The organism is Jiangella alkaliphila, assembly GCF_900105925.1.
GTDB classification, from domain to species: domain Bacteria; phylum Actinomycetota; class Actinomycetes; order Jiangellales; family Jiangellaceae; genus Jiangella; species Jiangella alkaliphila.
The window spans coordinates 4,413,164-4,429,356 of sequence record NZ_LT629791.1; the positions used below are offsets into that span (position 1 = coordinate 4,413,164).

The 16,193-nt window shown below is 74.1% G+C and carries 19 protein-coding genes; 18 read left to right on the forward strand and 1 reads right to left on the reverse strand.

What is annotated here, in order from left to right:
- Window positions 1-70: 70 nt before the first annotated feature.
- From BLV05_RS20105 to BLV05_RS20130, 7 genes are all read left to right on the forward strand, one after another.
- Window positions 71-1,045: a carbamate kinase gene (locus BLV05_RS20105; protein WP_046769213.1), complete on the forward strand. Its 975-nt coding sequence runs from the start codon at window positions 71-73 to the stop codon at window positions 1,043-1,045.
- Window positions 1,038-2,147, forward strand: coding sequence for a barbiturase (bar, locus tag BLV05_RS20110; RefSeq protein ID WP_046769214.1), 1,110 nt, complete (start codon window positions 1,038-1,040; stop codon window positions 2,145-2,147). The genes BLV05_RS20105 and bar overlap by 8 nt, the downstream gene beginning before the upstream one ends.
- An 8-nt stretch (window positions 2,148-2,155) precedes the next feature.
- On the forward strand, window positions 2,156-2,311 hold the full coding sequence (locus tag BLV05_RS35920) for a hypothetical protein (RefSeq protein WP_157524277.1): 156 nt from the start codon (window positions 2,156-2,158) through the stop codon (window positions 2,309-2,311).
- 194 nt (window positions 2,312-2,505) lie between these two features.
- Window positions 2,506-3,435 carry a methionyl-tRNA formyltransferase gene (gene fmt, locus BLV05_RS20115; protein WP_046769215.1) on the forward strand — a complete coding sequence of 310 codons (930 nt, stop codon included), beginning with the start codon at window positions 2,506-2,508 and terminating at the stop codon, window positions 3,433-3,435.
- A complete protein-coding gene (locus BLV05_RS20120; protein ID WP_231948569.1) occupies window positions 3,432-4,781 on the forward strand; it encodes an RsmB/NOP family class I SAM-dependent RNA methyltransferase in 1,350 nt (449 codons plus the stop codon). Before fmt ends, BLV05_RS20120 begins: the two co-directional genes overlap by 4 nt.
- 1 nt (window position 4,782) lies before the next feature.
- Window positions 4,783-5,316 (forward strand): GNAT family N-acetyltransferase, encoded by a 534-nt coding sequence (locus tag BLV05_RS20125; protein ID WP_046769216.1) that lies wholly within the window; start codon window positions 4,783-4,785, stop codon window positions 5,314-5,316.
- Window positions 5,313-5,975, forward strand: coding sequence for an NUDIX domain-containing protein (locus tag BLV05_RS20130; RefSeq protein WP_046769217.1), 663 nt, complete (start codon window positions 5,313-5,315; stop codon window positions 5,973-5,975). Before BLV05_RS20125 ends, BLV05_RS20130 begins: the two co-directional genes overlap by 4 nt.
- Here BLV05_RS20130 and BLV05_RS20135 read toward each other — a convergent pair.
- Window positions 5,891-6,559: a hypothetical protein gene (locus BLV05_RS20135; protein ID WP_052762531.1), complete on the reverse strand. Its 669-nt coding sequence runs from the start codon at window positions 6,557-6,559 to the stop codon at window positions 5,891-5,893. The genes BLV05_RS20130 and BLV05_RS20135 overlap by 85 nt on opposite strands.
- Before the next feature lie 162 nt (window positions 6,560-6,721).
- Between BLV05_RS20135 and ald the strand changes: the two genes are divergently transcribed.
- From ald to der, 11 genes are read left to right on the forward strand one after another with little or no spacing between them, the layout of a single operon-like run.
- On the forward strand, window positions 6,722-7,837 hold the full coding sequence (gene ald / locus BLV05_RS20140; protein WP_046769218.1) for an alanine dehydrogenase: 1,116 nt from the start codon (window positions 6,722-6,724) through the stop codon (window positions 7,835-7,837).
- 42 nt (window positions 7,838-7,879) lie between these two features.
- Window positions 7,880-8,860, forward strand: coding sequence for a site-specific tyrosine recombinase XerD (gene xerD / locus BLV05_RS20145; protein ID WP_083421346.1), 981 nt, complete (start codon window positions 7,880-7,882; stop codon window positions 8,858-8,860).
- Between the two features lie 37 nt (window positions 8,861-8,897).
- A complete protein-coding gene (locus BLV05_RS20150) occupies window positions 8,898-9,803 on the forward strand; it encodes a ParA family protein (protein WP_269149014.1) in 906 nt (301 codons plus the stop codon).
- Window positions 9,800-10,642, forward strand: coding sequence for a segregation and condensation protein A (locus tag BLV05_RS20155; RefSeq protein WP_046769219.1), 843 nt, complete (start codon window positions 9,800-9,802; stop codon window positions 10,640-10,642). Before BLV05_RS20150 ends, BLV05_RS20155 begins: the two co-directional genes overlap by 4 nt.
- Window positions 10,620-11,189, forward strand: coding sequence for an SMC-Scp complex subunit ScpB (gene scpB, locus BLV05_RS20160; RefSeq protein WP_231948570.1), 570 nt, complete (start codon window positions 10,620-10,622; stop codon window positions 11,187-11,189). Before BLV05_RS20155 ends, scpB begins: the two co-directional genes overlap by 23 nt.
- Window positions 11,182-11,937 carry a pseudouridine synthase gene (locus tag BLV05_RS20165; RefSeq protein WP_046769221.1) on the forward strand — a complete coding sequence of 252 codons (756 nt, stop codon included), beginning with the start codon at window positions 11,182-11,184 and terminating at the stop codon, window positions 11,935-11,937. Before scpB ends, BLV05_RS20165 begins: the two co-directional genes overlap by 8 nt.
- Window positions 11,934-12,299: a chorismate mutase gene (gene aroH, locus BLV05_RS20170; protein ID WP_046769222.1), complete on the forward strand. Its 366-nt coding sequence runs from the start codon at window positions 11,934-11,936 to the stop codon at window positions 12,297-12,299. The genes BLV05_RS20165 and aroH overlap by 4 nt, the downstream gene beginning before the upstream one ends.
- Window positions 12,300-12,306: 7 nt before the next feature.
- Window positions 12,307-13,392, forward strand: coding sequence for a prephenate dehydrogenase (locus BLV05_RS20175; RefSeq protein WP_046769223.1), 1,086 nt, complete (start codon window positions 12,307-12,309; stop codon window positions 13,390-13,392).
- Window positions 13,393-13,436: 44 nt separating this feature from the next.
- Complete coding sequence (gene cmk, locus BLV05_RS20180) at window positions 13,437-14,141, forward strand: (d)CMP kinase (RefSeq protein ID WP_046769224.1); 705 nt, start codon at window positions 13,437-13,439, stop codon at window positions 14,139-14,141.
- Window positions 14,138-14,791, forward strand: coding sequence for a lysophospholipid acyltransferase family protein (locus BLV05_RS20185; protein WP_046769225.1), 654 nt, complete (start codon window positions 14,138-14,140; stop codon window positions 14,789-14,791). Before cmk ends, BLV05_RS20185 begins: the two co-directional genes overlap by 4 nt.
- On the forward strand, window positions 14,788-16,167 hold the full coding sequence (gene der / locus BLV05_RS20190) for a ribosome biogenesis GTPase Der (RefSeq protein WP_046769226.1): 1,380 nt from the start codon (window positions 14,788-14,790) through the stop codon (window positions 16,165-16,167). The genes BLV05_RS20185 and der overlap by 4 nt, the downstream gene beginning before the upstream one ends.
- Window positions 16,168-16,193: the final 26 nt, after the last annotated feature.

Below are 16,193 nucleotides of genomic sequence, written 5' to 3' on the forward strand. Positions count from 1 at the left end.
CCGAACCCGCTCGGGCGATTGGGCGAAGGTGACCATCGTTGCGCCCGGCGGCGACTCGTAGGCTCGGCGCGTGCGGGTGCTGATCGCATTGGGCGGCAACGCCATGACGTCGGATGACGGGCGGGCGCGGCCGGGCGACCAGATCGCCGCGGTCGCCGCCGCGATGGAGCCGGTCGCCGACCTCGTGGCCGCGGGCTACGACGTCGTGCTGACCCACGGCAACGGGCCGCAGGTGGGGAACCTGCTGGTCAAGAACGAGCTGGCGGCGAGCGTCGTGCCGCCGGTGCCGCTGGACTGGTGCGGGGCGCAGACGCAGGGGACCATCGGGTTCATCGTCGTCAACGCGCTCGAGCGGGCGCTGGCCGCGCGCGGCGTGCGCCGCCGGGTGGCCGCCGTCGTCACGCGGACGCTGGTCGACGCCGCGGACCCGGGGTTCGCCCGGCCGACGAAGCCGATCGGCCGCTACCTGCCGCACGACGAGGCGACCGCGCTCATCGACCACGGCGAGACCTGGGAGGACCGCGGGCCGCGCGGCTGGCGGCGCGTCGTCGCCAGCCCGGAGCCGCTGGACGTGCTGGACGCGCCGGCGGCGGCAGCGCTGCTCGCCGCCGGGTTCGTCGTCGTCGCGAACGGGGGCGGCGGCATCCCCGTCGTGCGCGAGCCTGACGGCGCGATCCGCGGCGTCGAGGCGGTCATCGACAAGGACCTGGGCGCGGCGCTGCTCGGCCGGGCGCTCGGCGCGGAGGCGCTGGTCATCGCGACCGACGTCGACGGCGCCGTCCTCGGCTTCGGCACCCCCGAGGCCCGGCCGCTGGACACCGTCGACGTCGCCACCCTGCGCGGGTACGCCGCCGAGGGGCACTTCGCGTCCGGGAGCATGGGCCCGAAGGTCGAGGCGGCCTGCCGGTTCGTCGAGCAGGGCGGCCGGCGCGCCGTCATCACCTCACTCGCCCGCATCGCCGACGCCGTCCGCGCGGACGCGGGCGGCGCCGGGACGACCGTACTGCCAGCAGACATCACACGAGAGGTGGCCGGGCATGCCTGAGCCGATAGAGGTCCGCAAGGTGCCGATCACGCACGTCAGCGACGCCTCCGGGCTCGCCGAGCTGATCGACGCCGGGGTCATGGAGGCCGACCGCGTCATCGCCGTCGTCGGGAAGACCGAGGGCAACGGCGGGGTCAACGACTACACGCGGATCATCGCCGACCGTGCCTTCCGCGAGGTGCTGGTCGGCCGCGGCACCCGCACGCCCGAAGAGGTCAAGCAGATCCCGATCGTGTGGTCCGGCGGCACCGACGGCGTACTGAGCCCGCACGCGACGGTGTTCGCGACCGTCCCGGCGTCGTCGGTGGAGGCGACGGACGAGCCGCGACTGTCGGTCGGGTTCGCGATGAGCGAGCCGATCCTGCCGGAGGAGATCGGCCGCCGGGGCATGATCGAGAAGGTCGCCGCCGCCGTCCGCGTCGGCATGGAGCGGGCCGGCATCGCCGACCCCGCCGACGTGCACTACGTCCAGACGAAGACGCCGCTGCTCACCATCCACACGATCCGCGACGCCAAGGCGCGCGGCAAGGCGGTGTGGACGGAGAACACGCACGAGTCGATGGACCTCTCCAACGGCGCGACGGGGCTCGGCGTCGCCGTGGCGCTGGGCGAGATCGCCATGCCGGACGACGCCGCAGTCCTGCACGACCGGACGCTGTACTCCTCCGTCGCGTCCTGCTCGTCCGGCGTCGAGCTGGACCGGGCGCAGGTCGTGGTGGTCGGCAACGTGCGCGGGGTGGGCGGGCGGTACCGCATCGGGCACTCCGTCATGCGCGACGCCATCGACGCCGACGGCATCTGGGCGGCTGTCCGCGACGCCGGTTTGAAGCTGCCGGAGCGCCCGCACCCGGACGACCTCGACGGCCGGCTGGTCAACGTGTTCCTCAAGTGCGAGGTCAGCCAGGACGGCGTCGTGCGCGGCCGCCGCAACGCGATGCTGGACGACTCCGACGTGCACTGGCACCGCCAGATCAAGGCCGCGGTCGGTGGCGTCACGGCGTCGGTGACGGGCGACCCGGCCGCGTTCGTCTCCGTGTCGGCCGCCCACCAGGGCCCGGACGGCGGCGGCCCGGTCGCCGCGATCGTCGACGTCGGCGAGTGAGATCCTGGGTGCCTGAGGAGGCGACGATGTCCGAAGACCAGCCGAGTTCGATCACGGGCGGCGAACGTACGGTGTCCGCGGTCACCGTCGACGACCTCCGCCACTTCGGGGCCGTGTTCGAGGATCTCGCCGATCCGGACGTGATGTCGCGCGCCTGGACGTGATCCGAGGGCCGATCAGGTCGAGTGCGCTCGGCGCGCATCCGTCTTGTTGATCTTGGAGTAGTGGGGGAGTTGTGGTCGGGAGAGTCCGATAGATTCCGCCATTACTCCAAGATCAACGGGGTGCGCGGGCGGCGGGGACACCGTGCGGCAGGGCCGGCTTCGGCGGGGCAGCGGGCCAGGTAGGCTCGGCGGTCATGCGTGTGCTGTTCGCCGGAACCCCCGAGGTCGCCGTCCCGTCGCTGCGGGCGGTGCTCGGGTCGCGGCACGAGGTCATCGCCGTCCTGACGCGGCCCGACGCCCCCGCCGGGCGGGGCCGCAGGCTGACCCCGTCGCCGGTGGCGGAGATCGCCGCGGAGGCCGGCGTCGAGGTGCTGAAGCCGGTCAAGCCGCGCGACCCCGAGTTCCTGGCCCGGCTGGGCGAGCTGGCGCCCGACTGCGCGCCGATCGTCGCGTACGGCGGGCTGATCCCGAAGGCCGCGCTGGACGTCCCGAAGCACGGCTGGGTGAACCTGCACTTCTCGCTGCTGCCGGCCTGGCGGGGCGCGGCGCCGGTGCAGCACGCGGTGCTCGCCGGCGACGACATCACCGGCGCGTGCACGTTCCAGCTCGAGGAGGGCCTCGACACCGGCCCGGTGTACGGCCTGGTCACCGAGGAGATCCGGCCCACCGACACCAGCGGCGACCTGCTGCACCGGCTGTCGTTGTCCGGCGCGGAGCTGCTGGTGCGCACGCTCGACGGCATCGAGGACGGCTCGCTGCGCCCGGAGCCGCAGCCGGCCGACGGGGTGTCGCTGGCGCCGAAGCTGACCGTCGACGACGCGCAGGTCGACTGGACGGCCCCGGCCATGCGGGTCGACCGGGTGGTCCGCGGCTGCACGCCCGCACCCGGCGCCTGGACGACGTTCCGGGGCGAGCGGCTGAAGCTGCGCCCCGTCCAGCTCGAGCGCGGCCGCGACGGCCTCGCGCCCGGCGAGGTCGTGGTCGAGAAGTCCGGCGTCCGCGCGGGCACCGGCAGCCACGCCGTCGTGCTCGGCGAGGTGCAGCCGCAGGGCAAGAAGCCGATGCCGGCCGCCGACTGGGCGCGCGGTGTCCGGCCGGAGCCGGGGGAGCGGCTCGGCGCGTGAAGGGCGACTCCCCTCGCGAGGCCGCGTTCGAGGTGTTGCGCGCGGTCTCCGCCGACGACGCCTACGCCAACCTCGCCATGCCCGCCGCGCTGCGCCGGCACGAGCTGCGCGGCCGCGACGCCGCCCTGGCGACGGAGCTGGCCTACGGCACGCTGCGCGGCCAGGGCACCTACGACTCGGTCGTCGCGGGCTGCGTGACGCGGCCGCTCGAGGACCTCGACCCGCCGTTGCTCGACGCGCTCCGGCTCGGCGCCCACCAGCTGCTCGCGACCCGCGTCCCGGCGCACGCCGCGGTGTCGACCAGCGTCGACCTCGTCCGGCGGCACGTCAACGAGGGCGCGGCGCGCATGGCCAACGCGGTGCTGCGGCGCATCGGCGAGCGCGACCTCGACGGCTGGGCGGCCGAGCTGGCGCCGTCGCGCGACGCGAACCTCACCGGCTACCTGTCCTTCCGGCACGCCCACCCGGCGTGGATCGTCCGCGCCCTGAACGACGCCCTGGGCGGCGACGAGGCGGAGCTGGAGGCGGCGCTGCGGGCCGACAACGAGCCGGCCGGCGTGACGCTCGCGGCCCGGCCCGGGCGGGCCACCGTCGAGGAGCTGGCCGGGGCCGGCGCCCGGCCCACCCGCTGGTCGCCGTACGGCGCCGAGCTGGAGTCCGGGTCGCCCGCGCGGCTGGCCGCCGTCCGCGAGGGCCGCGCCGGCGTGCAGGACGAGGGCAGCCAGCTGGTCGCGCTCGCCCTGGCCACGGCGCCGGTCCAGCCGCCGGACGAGCGCTGGCTCGACCTCTGCGCGGGCCCGGGCGGCAAGGCGGCGCTGCTGGCCGGCCTGCTCACCCAGCGCGGCGGCCGGCTGCTCGCCGTCGAGCAGCACGAGCACCGCGCCCGGCTGATCGCGCAGGCACTGGCCGGCGATCCGGGCGAGCACGAGGTGCTGGTCGGCGACGCCACCCAGCCGAGCTGGCCCGAGGCCGACTTCGACCGCGTGCTGCTGGACGCGCCGTGCACCGGGCTGGGCGCGCTGCGGCGGCGGCCTGAGTCGCGCTGGCGGCGCCGCCCGGCCGACGTCGCGGGGCTGCGGCGGCTGCAGTCCGACCTGCTCCGCTCGGCGCTGTGGTCGGTCCGGCCCGGCGGGCTGGTCGCGTACGTCACCTGCTCGCCGCACCTGGCCGAGACCGTCACCGTCGTCGACGACGTCCTGCGCGGGCGCGACGACGTGGAGCGGGTCGACGCGCGGCCGTACCTGCCCGGCGTCCCCGACCTCGGCGACGGGCCGGACGTCCAGCTGTGGCCGCACCGGCACGGCACCGACGCCATGTATCTCGCGCTGCTGCGCCGGACGGAGTGAGATGACCTACAGCTACGACCTGGCCGCCGACGACGACGCCGCGGCCGTCGCGGACCTGCAGGCGCAGAGCTGGCGCGCCACCTACCGCGGCATCCTGCCCGACGACTTCCTCGACGGTGACCTGGTGGCCGAGCGCCGGGCGAAGTGGACCCGCCGGTTCGCCGACCGCGCCGGCATGCTGACCGTCCTCGCGCGGGACGCGGACGGAGCGGTGGCCGGCTTCGCGCACTCCGTCCTCGATGACGACGCCGAGTGGGGCACCCTGCTGGACAACCTGCACGTCCGGCCCGGCCTCAAACGGCAGGGCATCGGGCGCCGGTTGCTCGCCGAGACCGCGGCCCGGCTGCGCGTGATCGTCCCCGGGAGCCGCATGTACCTGTGGGTGATCGAAGCCAACGAGGCGGCCCGCCGCTTCTACGCCGCCGTCGGTGGCGAGGAGGCCGGCCGCGACGTGTGGGACGAGCACGGTCCGGAGGTGCCGATCGTGCGGATGGGCTGGCGCTCGCTCGACTCGTTGGCGGAGCCAGTCCGATGAGCGCGCCTCGGGACGAGCCGCTGAACTGGCCGGTCACCGCGTCCGCCGAGCGTTTCGACGGGCGGGTCATCGCCGTGCGCAGCGACACCGTCCGGTCGCCGGTCGACGGCTCAGAGTTCGTCCGCGACGTCGTCGTGCACCCCGGCGCGGTCGCCGTCGTCGCCGTCGACGACCAGGACCGCGTGCTGGTCGTCCGGCAGTACCGGCACCCGGTCGGGCTGCGGCCGGTCGAGCTGCCGGCCGGGCTGCGCGACGTCGACGGCGAGCCGCCGCACGAGGCCGCCGCCCGCGAGCTGTACGAGGAGGGGCACGTCCGCGCCGCCGACTGGCGGGTGCTGATCGACCTGCTCACCTCGCCGGGCATGACCGACGAGGCGATCCGGGTGTTCCTGGCCCGCGGCGTCGAGGCGCTGCCCGACGACGAGCGGTTCGACGGCGTCGCCGAGGAGGCCGACCTCGGCGTCGAGTGGGTGCCCGTCGACGACCTCGTGGCCGCCGCGCTGGCCGGCGACGTGCAGAACGCGACGCTGTGCGCCGGCGTGCTGGCCGCCAAGGCCGCCCGCGACGGCGTCGGCTACGACGCGCTGCGCCCGGTCGACGCGCCGTGGCCGTCCGGGGACAAGCCGGGTGACAAGGCGGCCGACAGGTCTGGGGGATAGTTCAGCCCCAGCCGGTCCAGCTCCGACCGCGCCAGCGACCGGACGGCGGCCGCGTCACCTGCCCGCCACCCGGCCACCAGGCCGCCGCCGATCCGCGGCAGCCGCACCATCGCCAGCGCCCGCGCCGACAGCAGGTCGTCGCGGTCGGGGAAGGCCAGGACGGCGCGCGCGTCGGACGCCTGCCGGTACCAGAGCACCCGCGGCCGCACCCAGAGGTAGGCCGCCGCGGCCAGCGCCAGCACGATGACGACCAGCCCGATCACATCGCCGGCCCGTTCGATCGACGCCGCTGTGTTGGCGCCGGACGCGCTCATCCCGCCGGCGGCGTCGGCGGCGCGTTGCAGTGACTCGGCCAGCGCGTCGCCCACCAGCGGGACACGGGTGATCGACTCGGCGGTGTCGGCCAAGGCGTCGGCCAGTGCACCGGCGGTGGACTCGACGAACGTGGCCGGGCTGGTGCGGGACCGGATCGAGTCCCTGATGGCCAGCCCGGCGGCGATCATCCCGATGCACCACACCGGGCCGAGGACGTCGGCGAGGATCTGTTGTCTGCGCCGCTGCGGGCGGTCGGCGTACATGCGCATGGGAGAGGTCTACAGCAGTGGTGCTTCTCACTCCTCATGACACGCACTTGTCATGACAGGACCGAGACGGCATGACGCGAGTCGACTTAGACTCGGCCCGCCCGTCCATACGGGGCGGCGGCCCGACAGCGTCGTCGGGAGTACCGAGAGGGTGGGAGCCCAGTGCTGGTCGGCATACCAACCGAGGTCAAGAACAACGAGTACCGCGTCGCCATCACACCGGCCGGGGTGCACGAGTTCGTCCGCAACGGGCACGACGTGCTGGTGCAGGCCGGCGCCGGGCTCGGCTCATCGGTGCGCGACGACGAGTACGTCCGGGCCGGAGCCCGCATCGCGCCTGACGCCGACGCGGTCTGGGCGGCCGCGGACCTGGTGCTGAAGGTCAAGGAGCCGGTCGCGGAGGAGTACCACCGCATGCGCCGCGACCAGGTGCTCTTCACCTACCTGCACCTCGCGGCGTCGCTGGAGTGCACGCAGGCGCTGCTCGACTCCGGCACCACCGCCATCGCCTACGAGACGGTCGAGACCGCCGGCGGCCACCTGCCGCTGCTCGCGCCGATGAGCGAGGTCGCCGGGCGCATGGCCACCCAGGTCGGCGCGCACGTGCTGGAGCGGGCGCAGGGCGGCCGCGGCATCCTGCTCGGCGGCGTGCCGGGGGTGAAGTCGGCGAAGGTGGTCGTCATCGGCGCCGGGATGGCCGGCATGAACGCCGCCGTCATCGCCATGGGCATGCAGGCCGACGTGTGGGTGCTGGACAAGAATGTCGCCCGGCTGCGCGACGTCGAGGAGCTGTACGGCGGCAAGGCGCAGACCATCGCGTCGAACCTGTTCGAGATCCAGAACGCGGTCGTCGACGCCGACCTGGTGATCGGCGCGGTGCTGGTGCCGGGCGCGAAGGCGCCGAAGCTGGTCTCCGACGAGCTGGTGGCGCGCATGCGCCCCGGCAGCGTGCTGGTCGACATCGCCATCGACCAGGGCGGCTGCTTCGAGAGCTCGCGGCCGACGACGCACGACGACCCGACCTTCATGGTGCACGAGTCGATCTTCTACTGTGTCGCCAACATGCCCGGCGCCGTGCCGCACACGTCGACGTACGCGCTGACGAACGTCACGCTCCCGTACGCCGTCGAGCTGGCCAACCGGGGCTGGCGCGACGCGGCGCGAGCCGACGCGGCACTGGCGAAGGGCGTGAACGTGCACGACGGCGCTATCGTCTACGAGCCGGTCGCCGAGGCGCACGGCCTGCCGTCCGTCCCGCTGGAGAAGGCCCTGCACTAAACCGCAGGCCGGCCCCAGCACCATCCATGGGAGCCGCCACCGATGGACACCACCGAGTCCGCGCTGGGACGGGCCGTCCGCGGCTACCTCGACCACCTCGCGGTGGAGCGCGGGCTGGCCGCCAACACGCTCGCCTCCTACCGCCGCGACCTGCGGCGCTACACCGAGTTCCTGCGCGACCGCGGCCGCGACGCGCCGGAGAAGGTCGAGGAGGAGGACGTCACGGCGTTCCTGCGCAGCCTGCGCGAGGGCGACGAAGGCAGGGTCGCGCTGGGCGCCAGCTCGGCCGCCCGCACCGTCGTCGCCGTCCGCGGGCTGCACCGGTTCCTGCACCGCGAAGGGCTGTCCGACGGCGACCCGGCGGGCGCCGTCCGCCCGCCGACCCCGCCGCGGCGGCTGCCGAAGGCGATCCCGCTGTCCCAGGTCGAGCGGTTGCTGGAGGCGGCGTCCATCGGCGAGGGGCCGCGGGTGCTGCGCGACCGCGCGCTGCTGGAGGTGCTCTACGGCTGTGGCGCGCGCATCTCCGAGGCGGTCGGGCTGGACCGCGACGACCTCGACGCCGAGTCCGGCACCGTCCTGCTGCGCGGCAAGGGCGGCAAGGACCGCGTCGTCCCGCTGGGCAGCTACGCGTGGGAGGCCGTCGACGCCTACCTGGTCCGGGCCAGGCCGGCACTGGTCGGGACCGGCAAGGGGAGCCCGGCGCTGTTCCTCAACGCCCGTGGTGGCCGGCTGTCGCGGCAGAGCGCGTGGACGGTGCTGCGGACGGCGGCCGCTCGGGCCGGGCTGTCCACGACGGTCACCCCGCACACGCTGCGGCACTCGTTCGCCACCCACCTGCTGGAGGGCGGCGCGGACGTCCGGGTGGTGCAGGAGCTCCTCGGCCACGCCTCGGTGACGACCACCCAGGTGTACACCCTGGTGACGGTCGACCAGCTCCGCGAGGTCTATGTGGCCGCACACCCGCGCGCCCGCAGCTTCGCGGCGCCCGCGCGAGGTAGGCTCCCGTCCCAGGACGAAGCGTAGAAGGCACACAAACGACCACCGAGGAGCTCTGAACGACGTGGCACCCTCGAACCCGGACGCCGCGGGCGTGCTGCCGTTCGACACCGAGCCTGAGCTCGATCTCGGACCGACTCGCCGTCCCCCGGTCGAGTTCCCGAAGCCGAAGCGCCTGGACCACCACGGCCCGGCGCGCATCGTCGCCATGTGCAACCAGAAGGGTGGCGTCGGGAAGACGACCACCACGATCAACCTGGGCGCCGCGCTGGCCGACTACGGCCGCCGGGTGCTGCTGGTCGACTTCGACCCCCAGGGCGCGCTGTCGGTGGGCCTCGGCCTCGACGCGCATGACCTCGAGCTGTCGATCTACAACGTCCTCATGGACACGTCGCTGCGGGCCGCCGACATCCTGCAGAAGACGCCGATCGAGAACATGGACCTGCTGCCGGCCAACATCGACCTCTCCGCGGCCGAGATCCAGCTGGTCACCGAGGTGGGCCGCGAGCAGGCGCTGGGCCGCATCCTCAAGCCGCTGGTCGCCGACTACGACGTCATGCTGATCGACTGCCAGCCCTCGCTGGGCCTGCTGACGGTCAACGCGCTGACCGCCGCCGACGGCGTCATCGTGCCGATGGAGTGCGAGTACTTCGCGTTGCGCGGGGTCGCGCTGCTGCAGGAGACCATCGGGAAGGTCCGCGACCGCCTCAACCCCGAGCTCGAGATCGAGGGCCTGCTGGCCACCAGGTACGACTCCCGGACGGTGCACGGCCGCGAGGTGCTGTCGCGGCTGGTCGAGGCGTTCGGCGACAAGGTGTTCCACACCGTCATCGGCCGCACGGTCCGGTTCCCCGAGACCACCGTCGCCGGCCTGCCGATCACCAGCTTCGCGCCGTCCTCGCGCGGCGCGTCGGCGTACCGTCAGCTGGCCCGCGAGGTCCTGACACGCTGGGAGCCGGCCCGCCCGTGACGGACGCCCCCACCCTGCTGATCGAGCCGGAGCAGGACGAGAGCTCGAAGTTCGAGGTGCACCTCGAGAACTTCGAGGGCCCCTTCGACCTGCTGCTCACGCTGATCGCCAAGCACAAGCTCGACGTCACCGAGGTGGCGTTGTCGCAGGTCACCGACGAGTTCATCACCTATATCAAGGTGGCCGACTGGGACCTCGACGAGACCAGCGAGTTCCTCGTCGTCGCCGCCACGCTGCTGGACCTCAAGGCGGCCCGGCTGCTGCCCAGCGGCGAGGTCGAGGACGAGGACGATCTCGCGCTGCTCGAGGCGCGCGACCTGCTGTTCGCCCGGCTGTTGCAGTACAAGGCGTACAAGGAGGTCGCCTCGCTGCTGGCGGCCCGGTTCGGCGCCGAGGCGCTGCGCTTCCCGCGCGCCGTCGGGCTGGAGGATCGGTACGCCTCGCTGCTGCCCGAGGTGGTCGTCGGGCTGGGGCCGGAGGAACTGGCCATGCTGGCGGCCAAGGTGCTCACCCCGAAGCCGCCGCCGCTGGTCGGCCTGGCCCACCTGCACCAGCCGCGGGTCAGCGTCCGCGAGGAGGCACTGGTCGTGGTCGACCGGCTGCGCCGCTCGCGGGTCCTGACGTTCCGCACGCTGGCCGCCGACTGCCCGACGACCCTGCACGTCGTCGCCCGCTTCCTGTCGCTGCTGGAGTTGTACCGTGAGAAGGCGGTCGCGTTCGAGCAGGTCGTCGCGTTGGGCGAGCTGACGGTGCGGTGGACGGGCGACGACGACGAGGACGTCGCGGTGGGCGCCGAGTTCGATGAGGAGAGCACTGGTGAACCAGCCGAGGCTGACTGACGACGAGCCCGGCCTGCGGGCGGCGGTCGAGGCGATCCTGCTGGTGGTCGACGAGCCGATCGACGTCGTCTCGATCGCCCAGGTGCTGGAGCGGCCGCGCGGCGAGGTCAGCGACGTGCTGGAGATCCTGCGCGACGAGTACGCCCGGCCCGGCCGCGGCTTCGAGCTGCGCGAGATCGGCGGCGGCTGGCGGTTCTACACGCACGCCTCCTGCGCGCCCGTCGTCGAGCGGTTCGTCCTCGACGGCCAGCAGGCGAAGCTGACCCAGGCGGCGCTCGAGACGCTGGCCGTCGTCGCCTACCGGCAGCCGGTCAGCCGGGCCAGGGTGTCGGCCGTCCGCGGCGTCAACTGCGACGGCGTCATGCGCACGCTCACCGCCCGTGGGCTGGTCGAGGACGCCGGCGCCGACCCCGAGTCCGGCGCGATCCTGTACCGCACCACGTCATACTTCCTGGAGCGCCTCGGCATGGCCTCGATCGACGAGCTGCCGCCGCTGGCGCCCTACCTGCCCGACGCCGACTCCATCGAGGAACGTGAGAATGTCTGAGTCCGCCGACGGCGCCGACGAGCAGGGCGTCCGCCTGCAGAAGGTGCTCGCGTCGGCCGGGGTGGCCAGCCGCCGGGCCAGCGAGGCGCTGATCGCGGCCGGCCGGGTCGAGGTCGACGGCGAGATCGTGAAGACTCTCGGCACCCGGGTCGACCCCGCGACCGCCGTCATCAAGGTCGACGGCTCGCGCATCACGACCTCCGAGGCCGGCCAGGTGTACCTCGCGCTGAACAAGCCGACCGGCGTCGTCAGCACGATGAACGACCCCGAGGGCCGGCCCGACCTCACCGGCTACGTCCGCGGCCGGCGTGAGCGGCTGTTCCACGTCGGCCGGCTCGACGCCGAGACCGAGGGCCTGATCCTGCTCACCAACGACGGCGAGCTGGCGCACCGGCTGGCGCATCCGTCGTACGAGGTGCTGAAGACCTACGTCGCCGAGGTGCCCGGCCCGGTCGCGCCCAGCCTCGGCCGTGAGCTGCGGGCCGGCATCGAGCTGGAGGACGGCCCGGTGCGGGTCGACTCCTTCCGGGTGGTCGGCCGGTCCGGCACCCGCGTCATGGTCGAGGTCGTGCTGCACGAGGGCCGCAAGCACATCGTCCGCCGGCTGCTCGAGTCCGTCGGGCACCCGGTGAAACGGCTGGTCCGCACGCACGTCGGGCCGGTCGCGATGGGCGACCTGCGGCCCGGCAACACCCGTGCGCTGACGAAGGCCGAGGTCGCGGCGCTCTACCACGAGGTCGGTCTGTGACTGTACGCGCACTACGGGGAGCCACCCAGCTCGACACCGACGACGCCGAGCACCTGCTGGAGCGGACCGCCGAGCTGATGACCACGGTGCTGGACCGCAACGAGCTGACGCCCGACGACGTCATCAGCATCTTCCTCACCGCCACGCCCGACCTGCGCTCGGCGTTCCCGGCCGTCGCCGTGCGCCGGCTGGGCATCACCGACGTGCCGATGATGTGCGCCCAGGAGATCGCCGTCTCCGGCGCGCTGCCCCGGGTGGTGCGGCTGATGGCGCACGTCGAGACCACGAAGCCGCGGTCGGCGATGCGGCACGTCTACCTGCACGGCACGACGGTGCTGCGCGACGACCTCGCGGACCGGTGATGGACCCGTGACAGACCCGTTTGGCGGCGGCCGCGGCGTCCTCGTCGTCGGCACCGGGCTGGTCGGGACGTCCGTCGGCCTGGCGCTGACCAGGGCGGGCGTCGACGTCCGGCTGCACGACGCGAAGCCGGAGGTGCTGGCCGAGGCGGTCGCACTGGGTGCGGGCGCGCCTGCCGCCGAGGCGGACCGGCCTGCGGCGCTCGCCGTCGTCGCCGTCCCCCCGGAGGCCGTCGCCGCCGTCGTCGGCGAGGTGCTGGAGAGCGGCCGGGCCGAGTACGCGACCGACGTCGCCAGTGTAAAGGTGCTGCCGACGACGCAGGTGCGCGAGCGGGTCGCCGACCCGGGCCGGTACGTCGGCAGCCACCCGATGGCCGGCCGCGAGATCAGCGGCCCGAGCGCCGCGCTGGCCGACCTGTTCGAGGGCCGGCCGTGGGTGATCTGTGCCGACGACGGCACCCACCAACAGGCGGTGACCCGAGCGCTGGCGGTCGCCCGGCTGGTCGGCGCCGTCCCGATGACCATGACGGCGGCCGAGCACGATGCCGCCGTCGCACTGGTGTCGCACACGCCGCACGTGCTCGCGGCGCTGATGGCCGGGCGGCTCGCCGGCGCGCCGGGCCACGAGGTGCGCCTGGCCGGGCCGGGCGTCACCGACGTCACCCGCATCGCGAGCGGCGACCCGGAGCTGTGGACGGAGATCCTGACGGCGAACGCGGCGGCCGTCCGCCCGGTGCTGGAGGGCCTGCGCGGCGACCTCGACCGGCTCATGGCGGCGCTGGACGCCCCCGTGGCCGGCCAGCCGGTCCTGCGCGAGCTGCTCCGCGGCGGCGTCGACGGCCGGTCCCGGCTGCCCGGCAAGCACGGCGCCGCGCACACCGAGTTCGCCACCGTCATCGTGGCCGTCGAAGACCGGCCCGGCCAGCTGGCCCGGCTGTTCGCCGACGCGGGCGCGGCCGGCGTCAACGTCGAGGACGTGCGCATCGAGCATGCGCCCGGCCAGCCGCTCGGCCTGGTCGAGCTGGACGTCCGCCCCGGCGCGGACGGGGAGCTGGCCGCGTCGTTGCGGGCACGCGGCTGGACCATACGTGGGTGAGGGACCGGCCACGGGTGCGGCCGTCGGCCGGTAATCTTCTGGGCGTGCCCGATTCCCCCGCTGACGTCAGCCCTCGTGACCTCGTCGTCGCCATCGACGGCCCGTCCGGCTCCGGGAAGTCGACGGTCGCGCGCCGCGTCGCCGCGGCGCTCGGCCTGCGCTATCTCGACACCGGCGCCATGTACCGGGCGGTCACCTGGTGGGCGCTGGAGCGCGACGTCGACCTCGCCGACACCGAGCGGGTGGCGCAGCTGGCCCGCGAGCTGCCGCTGGAGCAGGGGCTCGACCCGGCCGCGCCGACGCTGGCCGTCGCGGGCACCGACATCGCCGCGGCCATCCGCACCAGCCGCATCTCCGCCGCCGTCAGTGCCGTCGCCACCAACCTGGGCGTCCGCGCGGAGCTGGTGTCGCGGCAGCAGGCTGTGGCCCGCGTCGGCGGCGTCGTCATCGAGGGCCGCGACATCACCACCGTCGTCGCGCCCGATGCGCCGGTGCGGGTGCTGCTGACCGCCGACGAGCAGGTCCGGCTGTCGCGCCGGGCGCTCGAGGTGCACGGCAGCGCCGACGCCGCCGCCGTCGACGCCACCCGCGACCAGGTGGTCCGCCGCGACGCCGACGACTCCACCGTCGCCAGCTTCCACGAGGCCGCCGACGGCGTCGACGTCGTCGACTCCTCGATGCTGTCGCTCGACGAGACCGTCGACGCCATCCTCAAGCTGGTGGAGGCCCGCTCGGGGGTGCGGGCGTGACCGAGTCCGGCCTGCCCTCCCGCCGCGGCGCCGTCTTCGGCAAGCTCGCCGCCGCCACGCTGGCCCGGCTGCTCTACCGGGTGAAGATCACCGGCGCCGAGAACGTGCCGCGCACCGGCCCGGTCATCCTGGCGCCCAACCACACCGGGTTCCTCGACGCGCCGCTGCTCATGGGCACCTGCCCGCGGCCGGTCCACACACTGGCGAAGAAGGAGCTGTTCAAGGGCCCGCTCGGCTGGCTGCTGCACGCCGTCGGGCAGATCCCGCTGGACCGCGACGACCCGAGCCGCAGCATGATCAAGTCCGGCATCGGGGTCCTCGACGACGGCCGGATCCTCGTCGTGTTCCCCGAGGGAACCCGCGGTTCCGGCGACTTCTCCGAGCTGCGGACCGGGCTGGCCTGGTTCGCGCTGCGCTCCGGCGCGCCTGTCATTCCGGTCGTCTTTACCGGAACGGCGTCCCGGGGACGTACATTTGGTGCGATGCCCGGCTTCCGATCCCGGGTCGAGGCCGTCTTCGGCCGCCCGGTCACGCTGCCGGCGGGCGGCGGGCGCACCCGCTCGGCCCTCGACGCGGCGACCGAACAGCTGCGCGAAGCCCTGGTGGCTCATCGCGAAGCCGTGGCGTCCCGAACCGAGGAGCACACGTGAGTGAGCAGTTCCCGGCGGAGGCCCTCGAGGCCGACGCCGAGGCGCCGGCCGACGTCTACACGCCGACCGTCGCCGTGGTCGGCCGGCCCAACGTCGGCAAGTCCACCCTGGTCAACCGCATTCTCGGCCGCCGCGAGGCGGTCGTCGAGGACGTGCCGGGGGTCACCCGCGACCGCGTCGCCTACGACGCCGCGTGGGCCGGGCGGTCGTTCACGCTGCTCGACACCGGCGGCTGGGATCCCGAGGCGAAGGGCATGGCGGCGCGCATCACGGCGCAGGCCGAGGTCGGCATGGTCGCGGCCGACGTCGTCATGTTCGTCGTCGACTCCACCGTCGGCGCCACCGACACCGACGAGGCGGTCGCGAAGCTGCTGCGCCGGTCCGGCAAGCCGGTGCTGCTGGTGGCCAACAAGGTCGACGGTGCCAGCGGCGAGGCCGACGCCACGGCGCTGTGGAACCTCGCGCTGGGCGAGCCGTACCCGGTGTCGGCGCTGCACGGCCGGGGGAGCGGCGACCTGCTCGACGCCGTCGTCGCCGCGCTGCCCGAGGCGCCGCCCGAGTCGTTCGACGGCGCCGAGGGCGGGCCGCGGCGGGTCGCGCTGGTCGGCAAGCCGAACGTCGGCAAGTCCAGCCTGCTGAACAAGCTGGCCGGCGAGGACCGCGTCGTCGTCGACTCCGTCGCCGGCACCACCGTCGACCCGATCGACGAGCTGATCGAGCTGGGCGAGCGCGAGTGGCGATTCATCGACACGGCCGGCATCCGCCGCCGGGTGAACGAGGCGACCGGCGCCGAGTACTTCGCGTCGCTGCGCACGGCGGCGGCGCTGGAGCGGGCCGAGGTCGCCGTCGTGCTGGTCGACGCCAGTGAGCCGATGGCCGAGCAGGACCTGCGGATCATCTCGATGGTCGTCGACGCCGGCAGGGCGCTGGTGCTGGCGTTCAACAAGTGGGACCTGCTCGACGAGGAGCGCCGCGAGGTGCTGGACCGCGAGATCGACCGGCAGCTGAGCCGGGTCACCTGGGCGCCGCGGATCAACGTCTCCGCCCGCACCGGCTGGCACGTCGACCGCCTGGTCAAGGCGCTGGACACCTCGCTCGCGGGCTGGGAGCAGCGCATCTCGACCGGCCGGCTCAACGCGTTCCTCGGCCAGCTGGTCGCGGCGCACCCGCACCCGGTGCGCGGCGGCAAGCAGCCGCGGATCATGTTCGCCACCCAGGCCGACACCCGGCCGCCGCGGTTCGTGCTGTTCACCACGGGGTTCCTGGAGCCGTCGTACCGGCGGTTCGTCGAGCGGCGGCTGCGCGAGGAGTTCGGCTTCGAGGGCACGCCGATGGAGATCGCGATGAAGATCCGAGAGAAGCGCTCCCGGTCATGATGCCGCGGCCGGACACCATCACCCCG